27 protein-coding genes and 1 pseudogene are annotated in these 25,329 nt (G+C 60.8%); 15 read left to right on the forward strand and 13 right to left on the reverse strand.

All coding sequences use genetic code 11. The annotated features are described in order from the left end of the window. Window positions 1-107: 107 nt before the first annotated feature. From AC1DMK_RS17435 to AC1DMK_RS17445, 3 genes are all read right to left on the reverse strand, one after another. A complete protein-coding gene (locus AC1DMK_RS17435; RefSeq protein ID WP_477860673.1) occupies window positions 108-1,028 on the reverse strand; it encodes an ROK family protein in 921 nt (306 codons plus the stop codon). Between the two features lie 75 nt (window positions 1,029-1,103). Next, window positions 1,104-2,438 (reverse strand): ATP-binding protein, encoded by a 1,335-nt coding sequence (locus AC1DMK_RS17440; protein ID WP_037069845.1) that lies wholly within the window; start codon window positions 2,436-2,438, stop codon window positions 1,104-1,106. Between the two features lie 2 nt (window positions 2,439-2,440). Next, complete coding sequence (locus tag AC1DMK_RS17445; protein ID WP_037069843.1) at window positions 2,441-3,094, reverse strand: response regulator transcription factor; 654 nt, start codon at window positions 3,092-3,094, stop codon at window positions 2,441-2,443. Between the two features lie 557 nt (window positions 3,095-3,651). Here AC1DMK_RS17445 and AC1DMK_RS17450 point away from each other — a divergent pair. The 10 genes from AC1DMK_RS17450 to AC1DMK_RS17495 all read left to right on the forward strand — a co-directional run bounded on the left by AC1DMK_RS17450 (window position 3,652) and on the right by AC1DMK_RS17495 (window position 14,227). Further along, the gene (locus AC1DMK_RS17450) at window positions 3,652-3,993 is read left to right on the forward strand and encodes a hypothetical protein (RefSeq protein WP_037069842.1); all 342 of its coding nucleotides are present in this window, start codon (window positions 3,652-3,654) and stop codon (window positions 3,991-3,993) included. Continuing rightward, window positions 3,993-4,808 (forward strand): nucleotidyl transferase AbiEii/AbiGii toxin family protein, encoded by an 816-nt coding sequence (locus AC1DMK_RS17455; RefSeq protein WP_037069841.1) that lies wholly within the window; start codon window positions 3,993-3,995, stop codon window positions 4,806-4,808. Before AC1DMK_RS17450 ends, AC1DMK_RS17455 begins: the two co-directional genes overlap by 1 nt. 187 nt (window positions 4,809-4,995) lie before the next feature. After that, the gene (locus AC1DMK_RS17460; protein WP_037069839.1) at window positions 4,996-5,949 is read left to right on the forward strand and encodes a sugar-binding transcriptional regulator; all 954 of its coding nucleotides are present in this window, start codon (window positions 4,996-4,998) and stop codon (window positions 5,947-5,949) included. A gap of 145 nt (window positions 5,950-6,094) precedes the next feature. Beyond that, on the forward strand, window positions 6,095-7,405 hold the full coding sequence (locus AC1DMK_RS17465; RefSeq protein ID WP_477860677.1) for an ABC transporter substrate-binding protein: 1,311 nt from the start codon (window positions 6,095-6,097) through the stop codon (window positions 7,403-7,405). Window positions 7,406-7,540: 135 nt separating this feature from the next. Continuing rightward, window positions 7,541-8,413, forward strand: a complete 873-nt coding sequence (locus tag AC1DMK_RS17470) for a carbohydrate ABC transporter permease (protein ID WP_477860678.1) — start codon at window positions 7,541-7,543, stop codon at window positions 8,411-8,413. 1 nt (window position 8,414) lies between these two features. After that, window positions 8,415-9,245, forward strand: coding sequence for a carbohydrate ABC transporter permease (locus AC1DMK_RS17475; protein ID WP_037069837.1), 831 nt, complete (start codon window positions 8,415-8,417; stop codon window positions 9,243-9,245). Between the two features lie 17 nt (window positions 9,246-9,262). Beyond that, a complete protein-coding gene (locus tag AC1DMK_RS17480; protein ID WP_037069836.1) occupies window positions 9,263-10,261 on the forward strand; it encodes an ABC transporter ATP-binding protein in 999 nt (332 codons plus the stop codon). Window positions 10,262-10,385: 124 nt separating this feature from the next. Further along, a complete protein-coding gene (locus AC1DMK_RS17485) occupies window positions 10,386-11,867 on the forward strand; it encodes a mannitol dehydrogenase family protein (RefSeq protein WP_477860681.1) in 1,482 nt (493 codons plus the stop codon). 87 nt (window positions 11,868-11,954) lie between these two features. Further along, window positions 11,955-12,644, forward strand: a complete 690-nt coding sequence (locus AC1DMK_RS17490) for an HAD family hydrolase (protein ID WP_477860683.1) — start codon at window positions 11,955-11,957, stop codon at window positions 12,642-12,644. Then, window positions 12,644-14,227, forward strand: a complete 1,584-nt coding sequence (locus AC1DMK_RS17495; protein WP_037069832.1) for an FGGY-family carbohydrate kinase — start codon at window positions 12,644-12,646, stop codon at window positions 14,225-14,227. Before AC1DMK_RS17490 ends, AC1DMK_RS17495 begins: the two co-directional genes overlap by 1 nt. Before the next feature lie 20 nt (window positions 14,228-14,247). Here AC1DMK_RS17495 and AC1DMK_RS17500 read toward each other — a convergent pair. From AC1DMK_RS17500 to AC1DMK_RS17520, 5 genes and pseudogenes are all read right to left on the reverse strand, one after another. Continuing rightward, a pseudogene (locus AC1DMK_RS17500) lies at window positions 14,248-14,642 on the reverse strand (DUF1801 domain-containing protein). 108 nt (window positions 14,643-14,750) lie between these two features. Continuing rightward, entirely contained in the window at window positions 14,751-15,203 is a 453-nt protein-coding gene (locus AC1DMK_RS17505) for a DUF1801 domain-containing protein (protein ID WP_477860685.1), read from the reverse strand. A 26-nt stretch (window positions 15,204-15,229) separates the two neighbouring features. Then, a complete protein-coding gene (locus tag AC1DMK_RS17510) occupies window positions 15,230-15,640 on the reverse strand; it encodes an SRPBCC family protein (protein ID WP_477860687.1) in 411 nt (136 codons plus the stop codon). After that, window positions 15,637-15,960: a metalloregulator ArsR/SmtB family transcription factor gene (locus AC1DMK_RS17515; RefSeq protein ID WP_037069823.1), complete on the reverse strand. Its 324-nt coding sequence runs from the start codon at window positions 15,958-15,960 to the stop codon at window positions 15,637-15,639. The genes AC1DMK_RS17510 and AC1DMK_RS17515 overlap by 4 nt, the downstream gene beginning before the upstream one ends. Before the next feature lie 177 nt (window positions 15,961-16,137). Continuing rightward, window positions 16,138-16,992, reverse strand: a complete 855-nt coding sequence (locus AC1DMK_RS17520; protein WP_037069818.1) for a MurR/RpiR family transcriptional regulator — start codon at window positions 16,990-16,992, stop codon at window positions 16,138-16,140. A 228-nt stretch (window positions 16,993-17,220) separates the two neighbouring features. Between AC1DMK_RS17520 and AC1DMK_RS17525 the strand changes: the two genes are divergently transcribed. Beyond that, on the forward strand, window positions 17,221-17,937 hold the full coding sequence (locus AC1DMK_RS17525) for a sulfate transporter family protein (RefSeq protein WP_477860690.1): 717 nt from the start codon (window positions 17,221-17,223) through the stop codon (window positions 17,935-17,937). Window positions 17,938-17,940: 3 nt separating this feature from the next. Here the strand turns inward: AC1DMK_RS17525 and AC1DMK_RS17530 are convergent, their stop codons facing one another. After that, window positions 17,941-18,366 (reverse strand): VOC family protein, encoded by a 426-nt coding sequence (locus AC1DMK_RS17530; RefSeq protein ID WP_477860692.1) that lies wholly within the window; start codon window positions 18,364-18,366, stop codon window positions 17,941-17,943. A gap of 86 nt (window positions 18,367-18,452) precedes the next feature. Here AC1DMK_RS17530 and AC1DMK_RS17535 point away from each other — a divergent pair, with 86 nt between their 5' ends. After that, complete coding sequence (locus tag AC1DMK_RS17535; protein WP_477860694.1) at window positions 18,453-19,031, forward strand: TetR family transcriptional regulator; 579 nt, start codon at window positions 18,453-18,455, stop codon at window positions 19,029-19,031. On the opposite strand, the gene nth is transcribed toward AC1DMK_RS17535, so the two are convergent. Beyond that, a complete protein-coding gene (nth, locus tag AC1DMK_RS17540; protein ID WP_037069804.1) occupies window positions 18,996-19,778 on the reverse strand; it encodes an endonuclease III in 783 nt (260 codons plus the stop codon). The genes AC1DMK_RS17535 and nth overlap by 36 nt on opposite strands. A gap of 22 nt (window positions 19,779-19,800) precedes the next feature. On the opposite strand from nth, the gene AC1DMK_RS17545 reads away from it, so the two are divergent. Both AC1DMK_RS17545 and AC1DMK_RS17550 read left to right on the forward strand, forming a co-directional pair. Beyond that, window positions 19,801-20,298, forward strand: coding sequence for a DUF2244 domain-containing protein (locus tag AC1DMK_RS17545; RefSeq protein ID WP_477860784.1), 498 nt, complete (start codon window positions 19,801-19,803; stop codon window positions 20,296-20,298). 80 nt (window positions 20,299-20,378) lie between these two features. Beyond that, window positions 20,379-21,251, forward strand: coding sequence for a methylated-DNA--[protein]-cysteine S-methyltransferase (locus tag AC1DMK_RS17550; RefSeq protein WP_477860696.1), 873 nt, complete (start codon window positions 20,379-20,381; stop codon window positions 21,249-21,251). A gap of 126 nt (window positions 21,252-21,377) precedes the next feature. Here AC1DMK_RS17550 and AC1DMK_RS17555 read toward each other — a convergent pair whose 3' ends face one another. Together AC1DMK_RS17555 and AC1DMK_RS17560 are read right to left on the reverse strand one after the other, a co-directional pair. Then, complete coding sequence (locus tag AC1DMK_RS17555; protein WP_477860698.1) at window positions 21,378-21,590, reverse strand: hypothetical protein; 213 nt, start codon at window positions 21,588-21,590, stop codon at window positions 21,378-21,380. A gap of 221 nt (window positions 21,591-21,811) precedes the next feature. Then, window positions 21,812-22,795, reverse strand: a complete 984-nt coding sequence (locus AC1DMK_RS17560; RefSeq protein WP_037069791.1) for a sugar-binding transcriptional regulator — start codon at window positions 22,793-22,795, stop codon at window positions 21,812-21,814. A gap of 413 nt (window positions 22,796-23,208) precedes the next feature. On the opposite strand from AC1DMK_RS17560, the gene tal reads away from it, so the two are divergent. After that, window positions 23,209-24,174 carry a transaldolase gene (tal, locus tag AC1DMK_RS17565; RefSeq protein ID WP_037069790.1) on the forward strand — a complete coding sequence of 322 codons (966 nt, stop codon included), beginning with the start codon at window positions 23,209-23,211 and terminating at the stop codon, window positions 24,172-24,174. A gap of 270 nt (window positions 24,175-24,444) precedes the next feature. On the opposite strand, the gene AC1DMK_RS17570 is transcribed toward tal, so the two are convergent. Further along, a complete protein-coding gene (locus tag AC1DMK_RS17570; protein WP_477860701.1) occupies window positions 24,445-25,281 on the reverse strand; it encodes an amidohydrolase family protein in 837 nt (278 codons plus the stop codon). Window positions 25,282-25,329 lie beyond the last annotated feature (48 nt).

Here is a 25,329-nt window from a genome sequence, read left to right on the forward strand (position 1 = left end):
TGCGGGGAGAGGGTAGGGCAAGGGGCGCCACATTCTTTGCGTTTGTGTGGGCTGCGCGGCGCCGCCACACGTTGCCGATAATGCAAGCATCCACCCGAGAAACGGTTTTAAGCAGCGAATTCGGCCTCGACCTTCAGTCCCAGCAAGGCTGCGCCGATCAGGCCGGGCTCGACCCGGCATTCGCTGGGCACGACGAGGGGCCGGTCGAACTTGCGCAGGATGCGTTGTCGCACAGCCTTGTCGAGTTCGCTCAGCAATGGCTCCACGTTGGAAAGCCCACCGCCGACGGGCACGATGGTTGCGCCCGTAATGTTGATGGTCAGCGCCAATGGAGAGGCGACGAGATCGATAAAGACGTCGACCGTGCGCGTCGCCTTCTCCTCGCCCACCAGCCAGTCGTCGATGATCTCCTGGCTCGAAAAGTCGAGATCGTGGAGCGTCTTGTGCAGGCGTTCCAGGCCGCGGGCGCCGCCGACCGTGTCGACGCAGCCTTTCTGGCCGCAGCCGCAGGCGTAGTGGGGAATCTCTACCGGCGGGTTGCCGGCGCGCAGGGCGACGATCGGGCCATGGCCCCATTCGCCGGCAAAGCCGCCGGCCTCGTTGATCAGTCGTCCGTTGGCGATCACGCCGCCGCCGACGCCGGTACCGAGGATCGCGCCGAGAACGATGCGATGACCGCGGCCGGCTCCAAGGCTCGCTTCCGCCATGGCGAAACAATCCGCATCATTGGCGACCAGAACCGGGACGCCAAGTTCGGCCTCGATATCGGCTGCGAATTTTCGCCCATGGATGCAGGGGATATTGGCGCAGGTCAGCTGCTGCGTGTCCGGATCGACGACGCCCGCGATCGAAAAGGCAAGGCGCGTCGGCTTTTCGCCAGCCGTGGCGATGATGGTCCTCAGCGTATCGACGAAGGCGGTAAAATCGTCGGTGGGCGTCGGGTACCGGCCGAGCGGTGTTATGTCGGTTTCGGAATGGGCGATCCCACCCTTGATGGCCGAGCCGCCGATGTCGAAAGAGATGATCATCCGGATTCTGCTTGTTCAAAGAAGCTCCGCGTCTGCTCGCACCCTTCCGGACGATTTGCAAGCCAAAATCAACGTTCACGCGGGCAGCGTCATGCGCGCCTCGAAACCTGACAGCTCGCCGGCTGCCGGAGAAAGCAACTCCAGCGTGCCACCCATTTGCGAGGCAATCCGATCGGCAATCGCAAGCCCGAGGCCGGATCCGGCGCCGTTCGACTTGCCGCGGCGAAAACGCTTCTTCAGCATTGCCATGTCCATCTCGGGCACCACCGGCCCGCCATTGACGACCCGGATGAGCCCGTTGCGTTCCAGGCTGACACTCACCGGCAGCTCCGGGTCACCGTGGACGAGTGCGTTCTCGATCAGGTTGCGGACAACGATGCCGAACGCATCCATGTCGGCGTTGCGGATCAGCTTTGCGTCCGGCTCTGCCGAATAACGCAGCCGGCCACGCGACCGACTGTCGCGTTCGAAGTCGGTGACGATCATGTCGAGCACTGGGCGCAGATCGGTGGCGGTTGCACTGCCGCCGATCCCGGCTTCGGCGCGCGACAATTGCAGCAGCTTCTCCGCGAGGCGTCCGAGATCGATGAGCGAGGTCTCGACCTGGTGAACCCGGACTCGGGTCGGCCCTGGCGGAAGCTCGTCTGCCAGGCGCTGCGTCTGTGCCAGCGCGCCTGCAATCGGCGTCCTGAGTTCGTGGGCGCTATTGGCGGTGAATTCGCGTTCGGCTTCCAGCGCTTGACGCAGCCGTCCGAGCAGCAGGTTCACGGAGCGGGCGATCGGTTTCAGCTCTTTCGGCAGATCGCCGCCTTCGATAGCAGCCAGATTGCCGCCGTCCTTGGTCGCGATATCCTGGCGAAGCGTGTCCAGTGGCTTCAGCGCGCGGCCGACGATGAACCAGATGGCGAAGATGCTCGCAGGAATGAGCGCGACCAGCGGTATCAGCAAGGTGACGGCACTTTCACGCACGGCTTCGCGGCGGTTCTTGAAGCGATCAGCGACCTGAAGGAAAAGGACGCCGTCGGGGGTCTTTTCGGTGTAGATGCGCGCCGTGTCGGTATCATCGAAGCCTGGGTTGAGAGGCACCTTGAAAGGCTCGGCCGGTGCATCGTTGGAGCGAAGGACGATCTTTCCGCTTGCGTCACGCATCTGATAGGTCAGGTATTCGCGGCTTGCGGCCGTGTTCAGCATGGCTATTCCATGCGGATCGGTCGTCGTACGCTGATCCATTTCATCGAGGATCAGCGCGAGCAGACGTTCTGCCGTCTCCTGTTGGGCGCTGTCGAAGATCTCGTCGAATTCATGCTGCATCACGCGGATGCTCAGGCCGATGGCCAGCAGCCAGAAGACGACCATGACCGTTGTCAGCGCCAGAATAAGCGGGCGGGTGATGCTGCGTTCAGGTTTCATTTTCATCCAAGCGTGTAGCCGATGCCGCGTGCGGTCCGGATGCGGTCCTTGCCGATTTTCTTGCGCAGCCGGCTGACGTAGACCTCCACCGTGTTGCTCTCGATTTCCGAGCCGAACGCGTAGAGGGCTTCCTCGATGCGGTGCTTGGAAACGATTGCTCCAGGACGGGCGGTCAGCAGATCCAGCACGGCCCATTCGCGGCTGGTCAGGATGATCGGCGCGCCTGCCACGGAGATCTTGTGCTGCGGACGGTCGATCTCGATGTCGGTGATGCGAATGACAGGATGCGGATTGGCGTCGTAGCGGCGCGCGACGGCCATGATGCGCGCCTCCAGCTCGTCCAGATTGAAGGGTTTTACCAGATAGTCGTCCGCCCCGGCGTTAAGGCCTTCGATCCGGTCCGATATCTGGTCGCGCGCGGTGAGAATGATGACCGGCGTTCGCAAATCGCGGCTGCGAATGCGTCTGAGAAAATCGATGCCGCTCCCATCGGGAAGTTGGAGATCGAGCAAGATCAGGCCGTACTCGACAGGTCCGGCGGCTGCGTCGGCGTCGGCAAGATTGCTGACCCAGTCCACGGCGTGATTGGAGGCCGCAACGTGATCGCGGACTGCCTCGCCAATCATCCTGTCGTCTTCAACCAGCAGAATTCGCACGGATTTCCCTCTCAACCACAGTTAGCTTGCAGTTCGGCACATGGTCAAGCGAGGCTTCGAAGCGAAAGATGGCATGGAGATGGCACCCGCGGAGTTCGTGCGGCAGCAGGCGCGGGTTGTCGGGCATACCCGAACGACTTTGCGCGTCGCTCGAGATTGGTGAGGACACGTCAACGGTAATTCTCCTCGTAGCGGGAGGCTCCCGGATCGCTTTATTCCATACCGTGCCGCAGGGTATTGTAATTCAAAGGAGATGGGGTTCTGCGGCGGAATGGTGGCGGGCAGGTTGGTGGGCATGTTCGGTGCCTTGAAGATTACGCGATACGACAGGACGTCGCCGAAGCCCGGCGAAGCGGAAAATCAGCGGTGTCGTATGTCTATGGACCGGAACATGCCGCGGACCATACCAGGGGTGTCCGCGAACAGTCGATCGGTTTTGTTTTGATCGAATTCCAGATCGAGAACTCAGACTAAAAACGTGTGCTTTTCGTCACAAATATAGATACTTGATGAGTATCCCGGATACGCCTATATTGCCCCATGTAGGAGCTGTCACCATGTCTGCAAAAGAACGCATCAAGAAGTACCGAGAGACTGGAGGAGCATCCGATCTCGTGAGGGTGGAGGTTCTCGTTCCCAAAGCACGCAGAGATGAGATCGTGAGTGTCGCGGCAGAATTGCGCTCAGCGCATCGGGCTGAAAAGAGTCGTCTTGTGGAATTTATCAGGATTGCTACCGAGAGGTATGGGCTGAGAGTTTTCGATAACATCGACATCGAAAAGCTGAACGATCTTCCGCAGAAGGCGCGAGTTGTCGCCAATGCCCTTATGGAGCGCGGTGATGCGCGAGCTTATGCGATGGGACGAAAAATGGTCGCCCACCTAGGAGATGGGCGCTGATGGCACTGACACAGATCCAAAAAGAGATCATGGCCTCCATCGCAGGGAACAGATCTGACACCAGCTACATTGCTGGCGGCCTGGTCTTAAATATGGATTGGCCACGGATGTCCGATGACATTGACATCTTTCATGATACCGACGAGGAAATTGGGGTCTCTGCGGATACTGATATCGCCAAATTAGAGGCTGACGGTTTCAAAGTCGCGATCGAAGTCAACATCTACGGTTGCGTTGAAGCAAGTGTAATGCGCGGCGGGGAACGCACCCTTGTCCAATGGATGAGCGAGACCCGGACACGCTTCTTTCCACTTGTCAGGGATGATGAATGGGGAGCCCGTCTACACCCTGCTGATCTTGCCGTGAACAAGGTGATCGCTGCCTCTACGCGGACGAAGGCTCGGGATTACGTCGATCTGCTGATGATCGAAAACCACATGTGCCCGCTAGGGCCAATAATTATGGCCGCGGCAGGCAAACCTCCTTACTTCTCGCCATTGCGGATAATCGATGAGATTCGGCATAAAGCCTTGTCCGTCACGAATGAGGACTACACGACGGTTCGTGGCCTACCTTCTGATTGGACTGCCGCAATGATCCGCGACGAACTCATTATTGCTCTGGATCGCGCAGAGAACTACCTGCGCAATGCGCCCCCCGAACTCGTAGGGATATTGGCCATAGACACTGCGGGCGTTCCATTGGAGGTCCATGACCTCAACACCGCTGGGATCGGATATCGGAAAGCGACCTCTGAACCTGAAGTGACGCCAGATTTACCTGAAGCAGGCAGCCGCTGGGAGGATAAAGCCTAACTTGCCGCATGCGTGGGTGCTGTGGATTCTCACTCCTATCGCCTGGTGGCAGTTGCTTTAGGAATTGCGCACATTTTCGCAACGCACTCGACATTTGTCCGAATTTTGTTTTGATCTGGTTTAATGCAGACTCAAACAGTGTTTTCTCCGGCAGACGCCGGTCCAGGCCGCGCGGTAGATAGAGTTGATGGTAAAACGATCCGAGACACCCGGAAGGCTGGACGACGCGGCGCGCGCGGGCTGGCTGTATTACGTTGCCGGACGAACCCAGGATGAGATTGCTGCCGCGATGGGCATTTCCCGGCAGTCGGCGCAGCGTCTGGTTTCGCTAGCCGTTGCCGAGCGGCTCATCAAGGTGCGCCTCGACCACCCGATCGCGGCCTGCCTCGAGCTGGCGAATGCCGTTCGCAAGAAATACGATCTCAGGCATGTCGAGGTGGTGCCCAGTGATCCGGTTTCGGGTTCGACGACCGTCGGCATCGCGGAGGCGGCGGCGGCCGAGATCGAACGCTGGCTGAAAAGGCCCGATCCGATCGTGCTCGCCGTCGGAACTGGCCGTACGCTGAAGGCGGCTGTCGATCAGCTTCCGGCCATCGAATGTCCCAAGCATCGCATCGTGTCGCTGACCGGCAACATCGCGCCGGATGGCTCGGCTGCCTATTACAACGTGATCTTCAGCATGGCCGATGCGGTCAAGGCGCGACACTTCCCAATGCCGCTGCCGGTCCTCGTTACCTCGGCGGCGGAGCGGGAAACGCTGCATGCGCAGCAGCTAGTGCGCGCGACGCTGGAAATGAGCGCGCAGGCCGACGTGACCTTCGTTGGCATCGGCGAACTCGGCATCGACGGACCGCTCTGCGTCGACGGCTTCCTCGAGAAGGACGAGATGATGGAGCTGATGCGCAACGGTGCGGTCGGAGAGATCTGCGGCTGGATTTTCGACGCCGAAGGCAAGCTCCTCGACAATCCGATCAACGAGCGGGTGGCTTCCGCCTCGATCCCTTCGCGCGTATCGTCGACCGTGATCGGTATCGGCAAGGGGAAGCGCAAATTCAGGGCGATCAAGGCCGCCGTGACCGGGCATCAGATCAACGGTCTGATCACGGATGAAGAGGTTGCTGAGTATTTGCTCAAGCCGTGAGCAAAAATATTATTTAGGAAAATCAAATAGATCACTCTTCCCTTCGCTGTTGCAGCAACGATTGGTGATTGACATTCTTCGCGCCACGGTGAGTAATTGCCCATGAGCAAAGCGAATGCTCGCACTCATCTTCTGGGAGGAAGATATGACATTGAAAACTTTCCTGCTGGGCGCCTGCTCGGCACTGGCGTTTGCTGGCATGGCTTCGGCCGAAACGCTGACGATCGCGACCGTGAACAACGGCGACATGATCCGGATGCAGAAGCTGACGGATGACTTCAAGAAGAAGAACCCCGACATCGACCTCGAGTGGGTAACGCTCGAAGAAAACGTCCTGCGACAGAAGGTTACGACCGATATCGCGACCAAGGGCGGGCAATATGACGTTCTGACGATCGGCACGTATGAAGTTCCGATCTGGGCAAAGCAGGGCTGGCTTCTGCCACTCGACAACCTCGGCAAGGACTACGACGCCGACGACCTGCTGCCGGCAATCCGCAGCGGCCTTACCAACGACGGCAAGCTCTATGCTGCTCCGTTCTACGGCGAAAGCTCGATGGTCATGTACCGCAAGGACCTGTTCGAGGCCGCCGGCCTGAAGATGCCCGACGCGCCGACCTGGGACTTCATCGCGGACGCCGCCAAGAAGATCACCAACAAGGACAAGGAAATCTACGGCATCTGCCTGCGCGGCAAGGCTGGCTGGGGCGAAAACATGGCCTTCCTGACGGCTATGTCCAACTCCTTCGGCGCCCGCTGGTTCGATGAGCAGTGGAAGCCGCAGTTCGATCAGCCGGAGTGGAAGGACACATTGACCTTCTACGTCAACCTGATGAAGGAAGCCGGACCTCCGGGCGCTTCTTCCAACGGCTTCAACGAAAACCTGGCGCTCTTCCAGACCGGCAAGTGCGGCATGTGGATCGACGCGACCGTTGCGGCGTCCTTTGTCAGCAACCCGAAGGAATCCACCGTGGCCGACAAGGTCGGCTTCGCGCTGGCTCCGGACAAGGGCCTCGGCAAGCGCGGCAACTGGCTCTGGGCCTGGAACCTCGCCATTCCGGCAGGCTCGCAGAAGGTCGAAGCGGCCGAGAAGTTCGTCGCATGGGCAACGAGCAAGGATTACACCAACCTCGTCGCCGAGAAGGAAGGCTGGCTGAATGCACCTCCCGGTACGCGCTCTTCGCTCTATGCGAACGCCGATTACCAGAAGGCAGCGCCTTTTGCGAAGATGACGCTCGACAGCATCAACGCGGCTGACCCGACAAAACCGACCGTAAAGCCGGTCCCCTATGTCGGTGTCCAGTTCGTGGCGATCCCGGAATTCCAGGGCATCGGCACGGCCGTCGGCCAGCAGTTCTCCGCAGCTCTTGCCGGCCAGGTATCGGTCGATCAGGCTCTGCAGAGCGCCCAGCAGCTGACCACCCGCGAAATGACGAAGGCTGGTTACATCAAATAATAACCTCCTGAGAACGGTGGGGATCGTTGACCTCCCGCCCCTCTAGGCCGCCGGATGCCCGAATTGCGTCGGCGGCCATTTTTTACCAAGCTGTCCAGCAGCCGTTCGCCCCTCCAGACATGATCGGTCGTCGCCATGGCAACGTTACACACCCGCTCCGCAGCCCGGCTGATGATAGCACCCTCGGTCGTGCTTCTCTTCTTGTGGATGATCGTCCCGCTTGTGATGACGATCTATTTTTCGCTTCTGAACTACAATCTGCTCAACCCTGGAATGGAGAGCTTTGTCGGCTTTTTGAACTACAAGTACTTCCTCACCGATCCGGCCTTCGTCGCAGCGCTGATCAATACGCTGCTTTTGGTGCTCGGCGTGCTTCTGATCACTGTCGTCGGAGGTATCTTGTTTGCGCTGCTGCTCGACCAGGACATTTATGGTCAGGGGATCGTCCGCATCCTGGTGATCGCGCCTTTCTTCGTGATGCCGACCGTTGCGGCGCTCGTGTGGAAGAACATGTTCATGAACCCGGTCAACGGGCTCTTCGCGCACCTCGCCAAGGCAGTCGGGCTGCAGCCCTATGACTGGCTTGCGAACGCGCCGTTGTTTTCGATCATCCTGATCGTCGCCTGGCAGTGGCTTCCGTTTGCGACCCTCATCATGCTGACCGCGCTTCAGTCGCTCGATGAAGAGCAGAAGGAAGCCGCCGAGATGGACGGTGCCGGTCCGATCTCGAAGTTCATCTACATCATCCTGCCGCACATGGCCCGCGCCATCACTGTGGTGATCCTGATCCAGACGATCTTCCTGCTTTCCGTCTTTGCCGAAATCCTGGTCACCACCAATGGCGGGCCCGGCACGCAGAGCACGAACCTTACCTACCTCGTCTATGTGCAAGCGCTTCTGCAATTCGATATCGGCGGCGCTTCGGCGGGCGGTATCGTTGCGGTCATCCTTGCCAATATCGTCGCGATCTTCCTTGTCCGCCTCGTCGGCAAGAATCTGGAGGCTTGAGATGGCTAGAAAAGTCACCACTCAGCGCAAGGTCATCATGACCGCGATCGCCTGGACGATCGGCATCCTGATCTTCTTCCCGATCCTCTGGACGTTCCTCACGAGCTTCAAGACGGAGGCCGACGCCATTGCCTCCCCGCCGCAGTTCCTGTTCTTCCACTGGACGACGGAGAACTACGCCGAGGTGCAGTCTCGCTCGAACTATCTGAACCACTTCATGAACTCGGTGATCATCTCTTTCGGCTCGACGCTGATCGGATTGATCATCGCGATCCCGGCCGCCTGGGCCATGGCTTTTTCGCCGACCAAGCGTACCAAGGATGTCTTGATGTGGATGCTGTCGACGAAGATGATGCCGCCCGTCGGCGCATTGATCCCGATCTACCTGATGTTCCGCAACACCGGGCTGCTCGACAGCCGCCTCGGCCTGGTGATCATCCTGACGCTGATCAACCTGCCGATCATCGTGTGGATGCTCTATACCTACTTCAAGGAAATCCCCGGCGAGATCCTCGAGGCGGCGCGGATGGACGGTGCATCGCTTGCCAAGGAAATCATCTACGTGCTGACGCCGATGGCGGTGCCGGGCATTGCCTCGACGCTGCTCCTCAACATCATCCTCGCCTGGAACGAAGCCTTCTGGACGCTTAATCTCACCGCTTCGAAAGCGGCGCCGCTGACGGCGTTCATCGCTTCCTATTCCAGCCCCGAGGGCCTGTTCTACGCCAAGCTTTCGGCCGCCTCCACGATGGCGATCGCTCCGATCCTGATCCTCGGCTGGTTCAGCCAGAAACAACTCGTCCGCGGCCTGACGTTCGGCGCGGTGAAATAAGACTAAGGGAGAGAAACATGGGCAGCATTACCCTTCAGAAAGTTTCGAAGGTCTTCGGCGAAGCCAAGGTCATCCCTTCGATCGACCTCGAGATCAAGGATGGCGAGTTCGTCGTCTTCGTCGGCCCGTCGGGCTGCGGCAAGTCCACCCTGCTCAGGCTGATCGCCGGGCTCGAAGACGTCAGCGGCGGCAACATCGTCATCGACGGCAAGAATGCGACGGAGACCATTCCATCCGAGCGCGGCCTTGCAATGGTGTTCCAGTCCTATGCGCTCTACCCGCATATGAGCGTGCGCAACAACATCGCCTTCCCGCTGAAGATGGCGGGCATGGACAAGGCCGAGATCGACCGCAAGGTTTCCGATGCCGCCCGCGTGCTGAACCTCACCGACTACCTGGAGCGCAAGCCGCGCCAGCTTTCGGGCGGACAGCGCCAGCGCGTGGCGATCGGCCGCGCCATCGTGCGCCAGCCGTCGGCTTTCCTGTTCGACGAACCCTTGTCGAACCTCGATGCAGCACTTCGCGTCAACATGCGCCTCGAGATCAGCGAACTGCACCAACAGCTGAAGACGACGATGGTCTATGTCACCCACGACCAGGTGGAAGCCATGACCATGGCCGACAAGATCGTGGTGCTGAACCGAGGCAACATCGAGCAGGTCGGCTCGCCGCTGGAACTCTACAGCAAGCCGCGCAATCTCTTCGTCGCCGGCTTCATCGGCTCGCCGAAGATGAATTTCATCAGCGGCCGGAACGCTGCCGCGCATAACGCCCATACGATCGGCGTTCGCCCCGAACACATGCAGCTTTCGACCGAAAGCGGCGAGTGGAAGGGCAAGGTCATTGTTGCCGAGCACCTCGGCTCCGACACGTTCCTGCACGTCGACGTTGACGGCATCGGCCAGATGACGGCGCGCGGTGACGGCAATTTCCCGGCACGGGCGGGCGACACCGTCTACCTGACACCGGACAAATCGCGCATTCACAAGTTTGGCGAAGGCGGCCTCGCCATCTGAAAGGCTGCTTGCCGGGTTGGGGACGAAAGCGTGCGCCGGACAAGGTGCCCGGCGCGCGACACCGGGATCACCCGTGATCCCCGGGGTCATCAGCGATCCCGAAGACCTTCAAGAGGACTGAGACATGACGTGCAAACTATCGCTGGCAACGCTTTCCGAAGCGGCAAAGACCGCCGCCGTCCCAGCCTACGAGCGGGCGTCGCTGAAGGCGGGCATCGTGCACTTCGGCGTGGGAAATTTCCACCGCGCCCACCAGGCGATCTATCTCGACGACCTGTTCAACGAAGGTCAGGACCACCACTGGGCGATCATCGGGGCGGGCATGCTGCCTTCCGATGCAGCCATGCGTGACAAGCTCGCCGCGCAGGATTTCCTGACGACTGTCGTTGAGCAGGACAACAACAAAACGGCGGCCCGCGTCACCGGGCCGATGGTCGACATATTGCCGGTCGGCGATTCCAAAGCGATCATCGCCAAGCTCACCGATCCCGATATCCGCATCGTATCGATGACGATCACGGAGGGCGGCTATTTCATCGATGCTTCGGGCAAGTTCAATCCTGCGCACCCGGCGATCGCCGCCGACGGACAGAATCCGGCCGAGCCGAAGACGGTTTTCGGGCTTATCGTTGCTGGGCTGAAGGCGCGCAGGGCCATGGGCCTTGTGCCTTTTACCGTCATGTCCTGCGACAACATCCCCCACAACGGCATCGTCACCTCGAATGCCGTCGTCGGCACTGCCAAGCTGTCTGATCCGGTCTTTGCCGACTGGATCAAGGCGAATGTCGCTTTTCCGAACGCGATGGTCGATCGCATCACGCCGGCGACGGGCCAGCGCGAAATCGATCTGTTGAAGGATGCCTTCGCTATCGAGGACAACTGGCCGGTCTATTGCGAAGAGTTCAAGCAATGGGTGCTGGAGGACAAGTTCACCGCCGGTCGGCCGGCGCTGGAAAAGGTCGGCGTGACCTTCGTTCCCGACGTGACGCCCTACGAGCATATGAAGATCCGCATCCTGAACGGCGGCCATGCGGCGATCGCCTATCCGGCAGCGCTCATGGACATCCATTTCGTGCACGATGCGATGGTGGATCCGCTGATCCGCGCTTTCCTGGCCAAGCTCGAGAAGGACGAGATCATTCCGATCGTGCCGCCGGTTCCGAACACATCGCTGACGGACTATTTCGCTCTCATCGAGCATCGCCTGCTGAACCCCAAGATCGCCGACACGATCCCGCGTCTGGCGCAGGACGGTTCAAACCGCCAGCCAAAGTTCATCCTGCCCTCGACGCTGGACAACTTGCGCCAGGGCAGGGATGTCGTCGGTCTTGCGCTGGTGTCGGCGCTATGGTGCCGCTACTTCGCCGGCAAGACAGACGGCGGCGCAGAGATCGTCTTCAACGACGCCAGTGCCGACCGGCTGCATGCGGCCGCTCTGAAGGCCAAGGACGATCCGATGGCCTTCCTCGCCTTCGACGACATCTTCGGTGAGGTGTCGACATCGGACCTGTTTCGCAAACGCTTCGCGCATGCGCTGAAAACCCTGTGGGAAAAGGGCACGCGCGAAACCCTGCAACTCTATCTCGACAACAAGCTCGCGGTGTAAGGATTGGATGGCGGCATTCCTTGCCGCCATCCGGCCCACCGCTAGGTGAGGCTGGTTCTTTCGCACCAAATTCCGATTGGGTCTGCCATGGGTGACGCTGAAACACGGCTGGTTATTTTCGATTGCGATGGCGTGCTGGTCGATAGCGAGCCGATTTCGGTCGGCGTCCTCGTGAAGGCTATGAACGATCTCGCCGTGCCGATCACCGAGGAGGAGGTCTATGGCCGTTTCCTCGGGCGGAGCCTTGCGACAGTCATCGATGCGATGAAGAACGAGTACAACGTTCATCCCGGCCAGGAATTCCTCGACCAGATCCGCACGGATCTCTATGCGCGCTTGCGCAACGAGTTGAAGCCGATCGAGGGGATTGCCGCGACGATCGACGGGATCGGCATCCGCTGCTGCGTCGCGTCGTCCAGCCAGGTGGAACGTATCCGCCTGTCGCTGACGGTGACGGGATTGATCGACCGGCTGCCAGATATCTTCAGCGCAACGATGGTCAAGAACGGCAAGCCGGCACCGGACCTGTTCTTGCATGCGGCGCGCGAAATGCATGTCGACCCGGCCAACTGCGTGGTCATCGAGGACAGTCCCGCCGGGATCGAAGCTGCCAAGGCGGCCGGCATGACGGTCTTTGCCTTCACTGGCGGCTCGCACGCCAATTTTGCCGGCTATCGCGCTGAACTTGACCGGCTTTCGCCAGACGCCGTGTTTGACGCGATGCCGGATTTGATACACCTTGTCCGAAAGCATAAGCAGGACGGGATGCGCCTTTAATGCCGAAGCATGTGGTCGCCGTCGATATCGGCACGGGCAGTGCGCGCGCCGGCGTGTTCGACGCCGATGGCCAGCTGTTGGGCAAGGCGGAACACGCGATCATCATGAACCGCCCGCGCGAAAATCATGCCGAGCACGATTCCGAAGACATCTGGTCCGCCGTCTGCATTGCGGTGCGCAAGGCGATGGAGCAGTCGGGTGCAGCGCCCGAGTCGGTCGGCGCCGTCGGCTTCGATGCCACGTGCTCGCTCGTCGTTCGCGACGTCGACGGCGGTCAGATCAGTGTCTCGACCGGGGGCGAGAGGCGGTTCGATACCATCGTCTGGCTCGACCACCGGGCGCTCAAGGAAGCCGATTTCTGCACTGCGACGAAGCATCCCGTATTGGAGCATTCCGGGCATTTCATGTCGCCGGAAATGGAAATGCCGAAGCTGATGTGGCTGAAGACGAAGCTGCCCGGCACTTGGATGAATACCGGCTATCTCTTCGATCTTGCGGATTTCATGACCTGGAAGGCAACCGGCGCGCTTGCGCGCTCGCGCTGCACGCTGACGGCAAAGTGGAACTATCTGGCGCATCTGGAAAGGGCATGGCAGCCGGATTTCCTCGAACAGATCGGGCTTGCCGATCTGCAGGAGCGCGGGCGACTGCCCGACGACACCGTGCCGGTCGGCGACAGTGTCGGGACGCTGACGCAGGAGGCGGCCTCGGCACTGGGTCTGACGACGGCCTGCCATGTGTCAGCAGGGATGATCGATGCCTATGCCGGCGCACTCGGCACGCTTGGCGGCGATGCGCACGACCCGCGCAGGCTGGAGCGGCAACTGGCGCTTATTGCCGGCACGTCGAGCTGCATCGTGTCGTTTTCACGCGAGCGAAAGCCAAGCCACGGCATGTGGGGGCCATATTACGAAGCGGTCTTTCCCGACTTCTGGCTCGTCGAGGCCGGCCAGTCGGCAACCGGTGCACTGCTCGATCATATCGTCCGGATGCATGCGGCCGGCGGCGAACCGACGGCCGCGCTGCATCAGAAAATCGTCTCCCGTATCGCGCAACTTCGCGCCGAGGAAGGGGACGAATTCGGCGCCCGCATCTTCGTGCTGCCCGATTTTCACGGCAACCGCTCGCCGCTTGCCGACCCCCATGCAGTCGGCGCCATCAGCGGACTGACGCTCGACACGTCCTTCGACGGGCTCTGTGCGCTCTACTGGCGGACCGCCGTTGCGATCGCGCTCGGGGTTCGCCACATCCTCGAGCAGATGAAGGAATACGGCTATGTCCCCGACACGCTTCATGTCGCAGGCGGGCATGTGAAAAACCCCGTCCTGATGGAGCTCTACTCGGACGCCACGGGCTGCAAGGTGGTGGTGCCGAAGATGAACGAAGCCGTTCTGCTCGGCACGGCCATGGCCGCATCGGTGGCGTGCGGCCTGCACGAGGATCTGCCTGCCGCGGGCCTTGCGATGTACCCCGGTGGCGAGGTGCGCGCCCCCGATGCGGGAAAGCGGGCGGTTTACGATCGGGATTACCGTCGGCTTCTGGCGATGTATCGCCACCGTGCCGAACTGGAAGCGATGGAGTGAGCGCACGCGCGGTTCGGCGGCTATCGAGCCGATGAGCTGTTCAGGGCTGCGGCGGCGCTTACGAGCGCCTTGAGCGCATCCTCGTCTATCTCGTCATCCTCATGGATATCGATAGCGCGCCTGGTGTTGCCTTCAAGGCTGGAGTTGAACAGTTCCGAGGGTCCTTGAGCGAGGCGCCCTTGGCAAACGTCAGCTTGACGGCGCTCTTGTAGGTCTCGCCGGTGCAGATCATTCCGTCCTGATACCAAACGGGAACGCCTCGCCACTTCCACTCCTCGACCACCTCTGGGAGAGCCTCTTTGATGAGCGCGCGGACATGGGCGAGCGTCTTGCCTCTCCAATCGTCAAGGTCCTTGATGCGCGCGTCGATCAGCAGAGAAGGGGACTCGGCGTTGCTGGTCTCGGTCTTTTTCATGGTGTCGGCACCTCGTTGGCCATTTCTGTGTCTTGCGAAGGTATTGACTGCTGTCGATAGGCCAAAGCCGCGTTGGCGCTGGTGCAGCAACAGAGTGGAGCGGGTTGGCTAGGGAGCCCAGCCCGGCAATGCGGCCGCTTGCCTGACCCAATCGGCCATCTGCGCCTCGTCGAGCTGGTCGTCTTGGCGGAGGTCGATCCAGCGCGCGTCCTTGCTGCGCACCGTTCCACCAGGCGGGACTGGTTGCAGTGACATGCCCAGGAAGAAGGTCACCTTGACGCAGTGAGTGAGGACATGGAACGTCAGGAACCATCCCTGGTCCTCGATGCCGTAAAATGGCGAGTTCCACCTCACGGCCTTGCGCACGTTGGGCACGTTGCGCACGACGAGCGTGTCCAGGCGCTTGCCGAGGTTGCTCTTCCAGCCCGGCATCGCGGCGATGTAGGCCTGCACCGGGGCGTCGCCGTCGGCTTTGGCGATCTGAGGATTGCCGCCTGCGAGGAGGGTCGGCCGCACTAGGATCTGTGTCGCGGCGACCTTCTTGGGTGTGTTGCCGGTCATTGTCCTCTCCTATTTGGTGACAGACTTCAGTCGATCCGCGCCAGGACCCGCTCCAGGTTGGCGAAGAACTGCGGCCACCCGCCCTTGGCGCCCTGATAGTACCTCGGCTGATCCGGGCGAAATCCCGACTGTTCCATACGCAGATGAGTTCCGTTGCCGGTAGAGGTAAGCGTCCAGGTGACGATACTCTTGAGATGACGGTCGCCCCAGGTGTAGGACAGTGTCTTGCTCGGCTCGACTTCCAAAACCTGACACTCGACGCCGCCCCATTCCGCGCTGAGATTGAAACGGTGGTCCACGACAGGCTTGAAGTCGTTCTTCATCAGCCACTCCTCGATCAGGTGTGGTTGGGTAAGCGCGCGCCAGATCTTCTCCGGTGGATAAGGGATTTCCCGTTCTACAACAACTGAGAGCATTTCGGTCGCGGTATCGCTCATTGGTCCATCCTTTTGAGTAGGTCTTCGAGGTCGTCGAACCGGCTTTGCCAGAATCCTGCCATCTGGCTTGTCCAGTCGATCAGCGGGCCCAGGGCACCTAGCTGTGCGCTATAGTGCGTGTTGCGGCCCTCGTGGCGGTCGCGCACCAGGCCTGCCTGCTTCAGAACTGCGAGATGCTTCGAGACGACCGGTTGTGAGACCCCGGCCTGAGCCGTCAGTGCTCCGACCGTCTTTTCTCCTTCACGGCACAGTCGTTCGAAGAGAGCCCTCCGAGTCGGATCGGCGAGTGTTCTGAAAAGCACATCGTGAGCATTCGGCATTCGGGAGTCATACCCCACTGGCTATTGATTTACCTATAGCCGCTTAGGTATGAATTAGTCAACAAGGGCCGTCGATGGGCAGCACTGGAGGTAGAATCCCCCATATGTCATACCTCGTTGCCTATTAATCATGCGCCGCCGTTGCCAATCATTCGGGGTGACGTGCTTCGTGGTGCCTCAGCCGCCGATGCCTTCGCCGAGCATGATGGCGAATTCGGCCATCCGCCGGGTGCGCAGCGTTGCCTCTTCCCCCGCGGCTGCGACGGCGGCCGTGGACAGGCAGTCGAGCAGAGCCATCAATGGCGGCAGGTTGTCGACATCGCCCGCCCGGGGCGCGGGCAGGGGAAGAATGAGATTGGCCTGATCCGGCATCCAGTTGGTGCTTTGGGCCGTTATCAATATGACCTTGTATCCGTAGCGTCTTGCGGTGCGCGCCAGCAGGCGAGCCTTGCCGAAGCGGCGGCTGTCAATGATGACCACAAGTGCTTCGTTTCCGTTCAACCGCGCGAAGAGCTCGGCAAAACGGCTACCTGTGCCATTCAGCGCATGGACGCCGTCGCGGGCCTGGGTCAATTGCTGGCAGAAATGCGCGGCAAAACCCGAAAGGGCTGCGTGCGTCGCAACGAAAACTTCGCGAGCCGCTCCGATCATCGAGACGGCTTCGCTCCATTGCGGCTGGCCGGTTAGATGGTAGATGTGGTGCAGGCCCTGGATCTGTTCTGAGACCAGAACCGCAAGCGGCTTGCCGTCCGACGCATCGGTTTGCAGTTCAGTCATCGACGCCTGCATCTGGGTTGCCGAAACGGCCGAGGTTTCACGAATCTGAAACTTGACGCTGTCGAGACCCTGGTAGCCGAGAGCCCGCAGAAAGCGTCCGACTGTCATCGGGCTCAAATCCAGCCGGTCGGCGACGGAAGCTGCCGTTTCGAACGGCAGGTCGTTCAGATGTTCGGTGAAATATTTCGCAATGCGCCGCTCGGCCGGTGTGCCGGACTTCGCGTATTGTCGAAGCTTGTGAACAAAGTCTTCCACGGCAGCCGTCCTGATCTTCCCGGAAGAGTTTCTCGGATCCGCGAGGGCAATCCTGCCGTTTGCAACTATTCCGGAAGCTGCGTCTCAGGCTCAAGCAATTTCACATGATAGATGACTATATATTAGTATAGGTTTTCCGACAAGATTTGCGTTCATTCTGCCAATTTATTTCAGCCTTGCCGTTCAAACTTCATGTTCCTACATCGGAGATACAACCGGAGACGCTCAATGATCTTTCAAGCTGCCCGCCTGTCTGCTGCCAATCTGTTTGCGCGGGAAACGCGTTCGGTCTTCTGGAAGGTATTGGGATTGACACTACTCGTCCTGCTCGCGCTGTGGCTGGCGTTGCGCAGCGCCTTCCTGTCGTTCGTGTTTCCGTGGATCGCCGGTTTCTTTCCGGCCATGCCGGATTGGGCTGGCTGGCTGGGCTTCGTGCTGGCGATCGGGGCCGGCATCGGGCTTGCGCTCGCGCTGGCATTGCTGCTCTCGCCGGTCACCGCGCTGATTGCGGGCCTCTTTCTGGACGACGTTGCAGAGGTGGTCGAGAAGCGCGACTACCCCTCCGATCCGCCCGGCACGGCAATGCCTCTGGGGCCTGCCATCGCAAGCTCCCTTAAATTCCTGGGCGTCGTCATCGTCGGAAACATCGTCGCGCTCTTCCTCCTCTTCATTCCGGGGGTCAACCTGATCGCATTCTTCCTTGTGAACGGATACTTGCTCGGGCGCGAATTCTTCGAGTTCGCCGCCATGCGGTTCCGCTCGCCGCAGGAGGCGCGGCTGTTTCGCGCCAAGCACGGCTCCACCGTCTTCCTTGCCGGGCTGGTGATCGCCGCCTTCCTGGCGGTTCCGATCGTCAACCTGCTGACCCCGCTTTTTGCCGCCGGGATGATGGTGCATCTTCACAAGCTGGTCTCGCGCGGCGATCCCGGGGTCTCGCGCGGCTGACGTTCACGCCGGCAGGGCCGAGCCCTCGTACAGCGCGGCATAGTCGGTGCTTGGCGGGATCGGCTTGATGATGTCGATCAGGACCCCGTTCGGGTCGGCGGTGATGAAGTGTCGCTGGCCGAAGTCTTCGTCGCAGATCTCCTTGAGGATAGGCAGGCCGCCGCTGCGGCAGGCCTCGTAGACGCTGTCGACATCGTCCACCTCGAAGTTCAGCAGCAATCCCGAGACCCTGCCACGGGCGATGCTCGGGATTGTCTCATGGTTGCCATCGAGAATGGCCAGGGTGACATGCTCGTCCTCCCTGGATTGCAGGTGGACGTACCAGTCGCTGGTGAAGAGGGGCTGGAAGCGGAAGTGCGTGCAATAGAAGGCCGCGGCGCCCGCAACGTCGGCTGTCATGATGACCGGGTAATAGCTTGTCGATTTCATCTCTTTCCCTCATCCTGAAAATTACATACAGTCTGCATGTTTTTAATAATTATCATACGTGCAGTATGTATGTAAAGTGAGAAGCCATGAGCCGGAGCAACCGCGAGCGGACCGAACAGACCAGGCAGGCGTTGCTGGAGGCGGCGCGGCTGCTTTTCGTCGAAAGAGGATACGCAGAGACGGCCACGCCCGATATCGTGGCGGCGGCGGGTGTCACCCGCGGCGCGCTCTATCATCATTTCGAGGATAAGAAGGCACTCTTTCGTGCTGTCATTGGTCAGGAGGCCGCCGCAGTCGCAGAGGCGATCGAAGCCCGTTCCTCGGGTTCGGCGTCGCCCCGGCAGGCACTGCTCGACGGTGCGAGCGCCTATTTCGGCGCAATGGCGGAAAATGGCCGCGCGCAGTTGCTGCTTCTTGAGGCGCCGGCCGTACTCGGTCCATTCGAAGCCGGGAGTATCGATCAGGAAAATGCCGAGGCAACGCTGCGCCGCGGCCTGGAGGACTATCTGCCGGGCGCCGGACCGATGCTGGAGCCATTGACCGCTCTTGTGTCTGCCGCCTTCGACAGGGCTGCAATCGCAATCGCCGCCGGGGGCGAGCGGGGTCCGTACGAGCAGGCGATTGCAGCCTTACTCGACGGCCTCGCCGATCACCTGCGGCGGTAGTTCAACCAGCGGCGCTGGCACGTCGCAGCTCTTTTCCGGCGACTTGCAGATGTCGGCGATGACGCAGCGCTCGCATTCCGGCCGACGGGCCTTGCAGGTGTAGCGCCCGTGCAGGATCAGCCAGTGGTGGGCATGGTAGAGGTAGTGCCTGGGGATCACCTTCATCAGGCGCTCCTCCACTTCATCAGGCGTCTTGCCGGGTGCCAGCTTGATACGGTTGGCGATGCGGAAGATATGGGTATCGACCGCCATTGTCGCGTGGCCGAAGGCCATGGATAGCACGACATTGGCAGTCTTGCGCCCGACGCCCGGGAGCATGACCAGTTCGTCGCGGGTTTGCGGCACCACGCCGCCGAAGACGTCGACCAGCATCTGCGAGAGCGCAATGACGTTCTTCGCCTTGTTGCGGTAGAGGCCGATCGTCTTGATGTAGTCGCGCACCCGATCCTCGCCGAGCGCCAGCATTTTTTCGGGCGTGTCGGCGGCCTTGAAAAGGGCGCGCGTCGCCTTGTTGACGCCGGCATCCGTCGCCTGTGCGGAAAGGGCCACTGCGACGACCAGCGTGAAGGGATTGGAGTGTTCCAGCTCGCCCCTCGGTTCGGGACGCTGGATGGAAAAGCGGCGGAAGATTTCCTCGCGCTCGGCCTCGGAGTAGATCGAACGGACCGTTGCCGGCTTCTTGCGGCGGACGATCACTTTCGAGTTCTGCGACAATGTGGCTAAGGATTTGAGTTTCGGATTGGGCATGGAAAATCTATACTCGTCAGCCATGATGGAAAGCAACGCCGACAGAGCCAACGAACAGCCTGTTTTCGCAGCCGAACTCTTCCCCTACAGGTCTCTGGGCCGCAAGGGTTTCAAGGTGCTTCTGCTGCTGACGGGCGGCGTGTGCTTGATGTACGGAATGTTCTTCATCGTGACCGGCGCCTGGCCGATCGGCTTCTTCTTCGGGCTCGATTTCCTGCTGCTCTACGGTGCGTTCTGGCTGAACTACCGCTCCGCCCGGGTGCGGGAGGAGGTGACTGTGTCGCGCACGGATATTTCCGTGCGCAAGTTCGCGCCCTCTGGCCGCATGATCGAGCACCATTTCAATCCCTTCTGGACCCGCTTCTTCGTGCGCCGCCATCAGGAAATCGGCATCCTGTCGATGCATATATCCGGCGAGGGACGGGGCACCGATGTCGGCTCCTTCCTCAATCCCGATGACCGCGAGAGCTTTGCCAAGGCGTTCAAGGGTGCTCTGGCGACCGTCAAGCAGCGGATCTGATCCTGCTCATACGACCGGACAAGAATCGGGTGGTTTGCGGCAGGCCACTTGACTATCTCCTTGGTACAAGGAGAAAGATCATGAACATGATAGCCAACCTGAACCACGACATTACGCCGGATGGTCCCGACTACGAGACCGTTCGCCAGGTCATCGAACTGATTACCGAGGACTATCGAGACCAGCCCTCGCTGGAGACGATCGCCGCGCGGCTGAACCAGTCGCCGACGCAGCTTCAGAAGACGTTCACGCGCTGGGCCGGTCTCTCACCCAAGGCCTTCCTGCAGGCGGTGACGCTCGACCATGCCAAGCGGCTGCTGCGCCAGGAGGAATTGCCGCTATTGGAGACCTCGATCGAGGTCGGCCTCTCCGGCCCGAGCCGGCTGCACGACCTGTTCGTCACGCATGAGGCGATGTCGCCCGGCGAGTGGAAGGCGCGGGGGGGCGGGCTGATCATCCGCTACGGCTTCCATCAATCTCCCTTCGGCGTGGCGCTGGTGATGGTGACCGATCGCGGTCTGGCGGGCCTTGCCTTCAGCGATATCGGCGACGAAGCCGCCTGCCTCGAAGACATGACCTGCCGCTGGCCGAACGCGTGTTATGTCGAGGACCGGCAGGCGACGCTGCCCTATGCCGAGAGGATATTCGAGCCCGGCAGATGGACATCGGATCAGCCGTTGCGTGTCGTCCTGATCGGCACGGATTTTCAGGTGCGGGTCTGGGAAAGCCTCCTGAAGATCCCCTTCGGCAAGGCGGTGACTTACAGCGACATCGCCAAGGATATCGGAAGGCCGACGGCGATGCGTGCGGTCGGTGCCGCGGTTGGCGCAAACCCGATTTCCTTTGTGGTGCCGTGCCACCGGGCGCTCGGCAAGAGCGGCGCGCTGACCGGCTACCACTGGGGACTGACGCGCAAGCGGGCGATGCTGGGGTGGGAATCGGGGCAGGCCTAGGGCTTGTGGGGACCCAGGGATCGGGGTGCCGCCGACTGTCTCTTCTCCCCAGCCGCTTTCGCCAGTTTCAGTAGCTCCTTGGCACCAACAAGCGTCGGTCAGCGGGGTCACGCCGAGAAGCTGCCCCTATAGTTTCGTGTTTTTTGCCAGTTGCCACTCACCCGTCGCGTCCGGCTCCACCCGCTTGTTGCCGCGGTAGAAGATTGGCAGTCCGGTCTTCTTGTCCATCGAGAAGCGGCTCGGCGTGAATTTTTCGTTCTCGCGACCTTGGATAGCGAGGCCGAGCGCATCCTTAAACTTACCGGCCTTGCACAGGCTGATGAAAAGTGTCTGATCCATCGTTTGCTCCAGTGTCCTTACGCATCCCAAGGATTGCCTGCCAGCGTCAGCGGATCGGGTCAACCATTAATGATGGTTCTGATGACACGCCCGATCTGTCTGGGGCACACACCCGTCCTCGCGTTGCTCGGCCGTTTGCGTCGCATACCCCTCGTCGCCTCGCGGTCGCTCCGCCACTTCTCCCCGACAGGAGGGGTGGCAGGTGGTTCATGCCGAAGTTGCTAAGCCGCCTCCGCCAGTTCCAGCAATGCCTTGGCCGCGCTCTCGTCGGTGATCAGCGTGTTGCAGCCAATGCGCCGGATAGTCGCGCGGATGGCGACGGCGCGGTGGGCGCCGCCGGAGGAGAGCACGATGTGCCTTGCCCTCTTCAGGGTATCGAGATCGACCGACATGACGCGGCTGTTGATCGAGTGGTCGACCGTGTTGCCGTCCTTGTCGAGGAAGTTGAACATGGTGTCGCAGACGCAGCCGGCGTCGATCAGTTGCTGCAATTCCGCCTTGGAGATCCAGCCCTCGGACAGAGAGGTCGAGTGGGGGCCGATGTCGCCGCAGCTGACGATGGCGAGATCCAGCGTTTCGGCAAGCCGATAGATCGCATCAAGGCCGCACTTCTCGATAAGGTTGCGCTTGGTCTCGACGGAATCGACCAGCAGCGGCGCCAGGAACATATAGCATTCGGCACCGAGCTGATTGGCAAGCCGCCAGGTATAGTCGATCGGATTGGTCTGATGGACGGCGACGATGCCGCCGAGCAAGGAGACGATTTTGCAATTGTCGCGGCGCGGCGGGCGGAAGCTGGACAGCGAGGCCGTCATCGTGCGGCCCCAGCCGACGCCGATGGTATAGTTGTCGGGGATGGCTTCTGAGAGGAACTGGCCGAGCGCCAGGCCGACGCTCTTTGCCAATGCGTTGGCATCGCTGCTTGGCGGCGCCGGTACGACGATTGCCTCGTCGAGGCGATAGGCCCGCTCCAGCTTGACGGAGAGCTCGACGCAGTCGTCGATCGAATCGTTGATCCAGATCTGAACCTCGCTGCGCTTCATAGCCTCGTCGAGCAGACGGATGACCGTCGTACGGCTGATGCCGAGCTGTTCGGCGACATCCTTCTGGGTCAGGCCCTGATTGTAGTAGAGCCATGCCGCGCGCAACCTTAGCGACGACGCTTCGGAATAAGCCGTATGCGTGCCCCGTTTGAGCTTTACCACATCTCCTCCGAAGCGAATTGCGCCCTAGATCTACTCTTGAAGTCAGGACAGATTGATTGTTCCGCCGATAATGACGGGTGTGACACTTATGTCAATTGAAATGCACAAATGTCCTTGACATATCCGGGTGGGACTAGCGATAATCTCATCGAGAAGTCGTTCTCGTGCCACGAGGAGGAAATGTGTGGGCATGCAGGAGGTCACAACCGGCGTTTGCGCCGTGGGCTGGAAGGCCCGCGCCTGTTCGGTCGTTTCATGCCCGAGGCGAGAACAACAGAGCCGTCCCCTTATGCGGTCTAACTGTGGACGACGCGCCAATTTCACGTGCATACAGACTGACCGTCTGTAGATCACCTCTTTTCCCGGGCGCAATTCGCACCGGTTCGCAGCTCAAGTCAAAAGGACTATCGATCATGACATCCAAGCTTGACCAACTCCGCGAGATTACCACGGTCGTTGCCGATACCGGCGACATCGAAGCCGTTGCCCGCCTGAAGCCGGTCGATTGCACGACCAACCCGAGCATCGTCCTCAAGGCGCTCGGCACGCCGATGTTTGCCGACGCGATCAAGGAAGCGGTTGCCTGGGGCAAGAAGCAGGGTGGCAATCCGGAAGCCGTATCGTCGGCGGTTGCCGACCGTCTGGCGATCTCCGTCGGCGCCGCTCTCGTGAAGCTCGTTCCGGGTCGCGTCTCGACCGAAGTCGATGCGGATCTTTCCTTCGACACCGAAGCCTCGCTTGCCAAGGCGCGGTCCATCATCGCGGCCTACAAGGAGCGCGGCATCGAGAAGGATCGCATCCTCATCAAGCTCGCTTCCACGTGGGAAGGCATCCGCGCCGCCGAAGTGCTGCAGAAGGAAGGCATCGACTGCAACCTGACGCTTCTCTTCTCGAAGGCCCAGGCCGTCGCCTGCGCCGATGCCAAGGTGTTCCTGATCTCGCCTTTCGTCGGCCGCATCCTCGACTGGTACAAGAAGTCGACCGGCAAGGACTACACGCCTGAGGAAGATCCGGGTGTTGTCTCCGTCCGCGACATCTACAACTACTACAAAGCAAACGATATCAAGACGATTGTCATGGGCGCATCGTTCCGCAGCGCCGGCGAGATCGAGGCACTGGCCGGGTGCGATCGCCTGACGATCGCGCCGAACCTGCTCGACGAGCTTGCCAACGATCAGGGCAAACTCGAGCGGAAGCTTTCGCCCGAAATCACCAAGCCAGCCGCGAAGATCAAGGTCGATGAAAAGACCTTCCGCTGGATGATGAACGAAGATGCGATGGCGACCGAAAAGCTTGCCGAAGGCATCCGCGCTTTCGCCAAGGACCTCGGCACGCTGCGCACCATGGTTCAGAAGGAACTGCAGCTCGCAGCCGCCTGAGGTTCGCGAGCGCTGGAATGAGGATAGGGCGGTGCCGATGGCGCTGCCCTTTTTTGCATGGCCGGTTCGCTTGAATTGAGCGCGAGACCTCCTCCATCCTCATACCTGCGCTTGTCACAGGCATCCAGCTACCGCGCGCCGGCGCTGGCCCCTTCACAACACGCGGGAACAGCCTCTCGCCGCCCAGACGCGCGTCGGCTGGATTCCCGCCACAAGGGTCGGAATGAGAAAGGGAGAGGGGCTGGAGCGGACCATCGCCCCTCTCACCTCTCAGGTGGACCAGATGCGTTTGGCGTTTGCCTGGTAGAGCTTGTCGCGCTCTTCTGCGCTGCAGCCCGCCGTCAGCGCATGGGTGGCGGCGACCCATGGCGTCAGCCCGCCGCCCAGCGTGCAGACCGGCCAGTCACTGCCCCAGACGACGCGGTCCCAGCCGAAGCTTCCGATCGTGTGCTCGACATAGGGACGCAGGCTCTCCACCGACCAGCTGTCGAGATCGCCATAGGCGATGATGCCGGAGATTTTTGCCGTCACGTTCGGGCGACGGGCGAATTCGGTGATGCCCGTGCGCCAGATATCGCTCATGCCATCCTTGATCGGCGGGTTGGCGCAGTGATCGAGGATGAAGCGGACGTCCGGGTTTATGTCGACCAGCCTCGTGATGCGCTCGAACTGATGCGGCAAAACGCAGAGATCGAAGGTCATCCGCGTGCCGGACAGGCGCTTGATGTTCTCGCGAAACAGCGGCTGGCCGGACGTGTCGTCGGGCGCGACATGCAGCACGCGGCGAAAGCCCTTGACAAAGGGATCGGCGAGCGAGCGTTCCAGATGGGCGGCAAAGCCATGCTCTTCCGGCCGGCAGGCGGCGATTGCGCCGCGCACCAGGCTTCCCGGCCTGCGGCTGATCTCCTTGATGTAGGCAGTTTCGTCGTCGATGCGCCCGGGCGCGACGTCCACCTCCATGTGAAAGACGTTGGAAATTCCGCAGCGGAGCGCATCGCGCGCATAGTCTTCGTAGAGATTGTCGCGGTCGAGCGCGCCGGCATCGGATAGCCAGGGATAGTCTAGGTTATTCCTGTCGACGATATGCAGGTGTGTATCGAAGAGCATGCGGTTCCTCCCATTGATGCCGGCTTTCATGTGAGCGCGATCGACGTG

Source organism: Rhizobium sp. 05L419 (assembly GCF_056397845.1).

What these genes read in the sequence shown, in the direction of transcription:
- tal (WP_037069790.1), top strand. Translation starts at nt 23,209, where the DNA reads ATGACATCCAAGCTTGACCAACTCCGCGAGATTACCACGGTCGTTGCC.
- AC1DMK_RS17530 (WP_477860692.1), bottom strand. Translation starts at nt 18,366, where the DNA reads ATGAAATCGACAAGCTATTACCCGGTCATCATGACAGCCGACGTTGCG.
- AC1DMK_RS17435 (WP_477860673.1), bottom strand. Translation starts at nt 1,028, where the DNA reads ATGATCATCTCTTTCGACATCGGCGGCTCGGCCATCAAGGGTGGGATC.
- AC1DMK_RS17545 (WP_477860784.1), top strand. Translation starts at nt 19,801, where the DNA reads ATGATGGAAAGCAACGCCGACAGAGCCAACGAACAGCCTGTTTTCGCA.
- AC1DMK_RS17485 (WP_477860681.1), top strand. Translation starts at nt 10,386, where the DNA reads ATGACGTGCAAACTATCGCTGGCAACGCTTTCCGAAGCGGCAAAGACC.
- AC1DMK_RS17480 (WP_037069836.1), top strand. Translation starts at nt 9,263, where the DNA reads ATGGGCAGCATTACCCTTCAGAAAGTTTCGAAGGTCTTCGGCGAAGCC.
- AC1DMK_RS17475 (WP_037069837.1), top strand. Translation starts at nt 8,415, where the DNA reads ATGGCTAGAAAAGTCACCACTCAGCGCAAGGTCATCATGACCGCGATC.
- AC1DMK_RS17515 (WP_037069823.1), bottom strand. Translation starts at nt 15,960, where the DNA reads ATGCCGAATGCTCACGATGTGCTTTTCAGAACACTCGCCGATCCGACT.
- AC1DMK_RS17535 (WP_477860694.1), top strand. Translation starts at nt 18,453, where the DNA reads ATGAGCCGGAGCAACCGCGAGCGGACCGAACAGACCAGGCAGGCGTTG.
- AC1DMK_RS17440 (WP_037069845.1), bottom strand. Translation starts at nt 2,438, where the DNA reads ATGAAACCTGAACGCAGCATCACCCGCCCGCTTATTCTGGCGCTGACA.
- AC1DMK_RS17570 (WP_477860701.1), bottom strand. Translation starts at nt 25,281, where the DNA reads ATGCTCTTCGATACACACCTGCATATCGTCGACAGGAATAACCTAGAC.
- nth (WP_037069804.1), bottom strand. Translation starts at nt 19,778, where the DNA reads ATGCCCAATCCGAAACTCAAATCCTTAGCCACATTGTCGCAGAACTCG.
- AC1DMK_RS17505 (WP_477860685.1), bottom strand. Translation starts at nt 15,203, where the DNA reads ATGACCGGCAACACACCCAAGAAGGTCGCCGCGACACAGATCCTAGTG.
- AC1DMK_RS17470 (WP_477860678.1), top strand. Translation starts at nt 7,541, where the DNA reads ATGGCAACGTTACACACCCGCTCCGCAGCCCGGCTGATGATAGCACCC.
- AC1DMK_RS17490 (WP_477860683.1), top strand. Translation starts at nt 11,955, where the DNA reads ATGGGTGACGCTGAAACACGGCTGGTTATTTTCGATTGCGATGGCGTG.
- AC1DMK_RS17460 (WP_037069839.1), top strand. Translation starts at nt 4,996, where the DNA reads ATGGTAAAACGATCCGAGACACCCGGAAGGCTGGACGACGCGGCGCGC.
- AC1DMK_RS17510 (WP_477860687.1), bottom strand. Translation starts at nt 15,640, where the DNA reads ATGAGCGATACCGCGACCGAAATGCTCTCAGTTGTTGTAGAACGGGAA.
- AC1DMK_RS17465 (WP_477860677.1), top strand. Translation starts at nt 6,095, where the DNA reads ATGACATTGAAAACTTTCCTGCTGGGCGCCTGCTCGGCACTGGCGTTT.
- AC1DMK_RS17525 (WP_477860690.1), top strand. Translation starts at nt 17,221, where the DNA reads ATGATCTTTCAAGCTGCCCGCCTGTCTGCTGCCAATCTGTTTGCGCGG.
- AC1DMK_RS17450 (WP_037069842.1), top strand. Translation starts at nt 3,652, where the DNA reads ATGTCTGCAAAAGAACGCATCAAGAAGTACCGAGAGACTGGAGGAGCA.
- AC1DMK_RS17550 (WP_477860696.1), top strand. Translation starts at nt 20,379, where the DNA reads ATGAACATGATAGCCAACCTGAACCACGACATTACGCCGGATGGTCCC.
- AC1DMK_RS17555 (WP_477860698.1), bottom strand. Translation starts at nt 21,590, where the DNA reads ATGGATCAGACACTTTTCATCAGCCTGTGCAAGGCCGGTAAGTTTAAG.
- AC1DMK_RS17495 (WP_037069832.1), top strand. Translation starts at nt 12,644, where the DNA reads ATGCCGAAGCATGTGGTCGCCGTCGATATCGGCACGGGCAGTGCGCGC.
- AC1DMK_RS17455 (WP_037069841.1), top strand. Translation starts at nt 3,993, where the DNA reads ATGGCACTGACACAGATCCAAAAAGAGATCATGGCCTCCATCGCAGGG.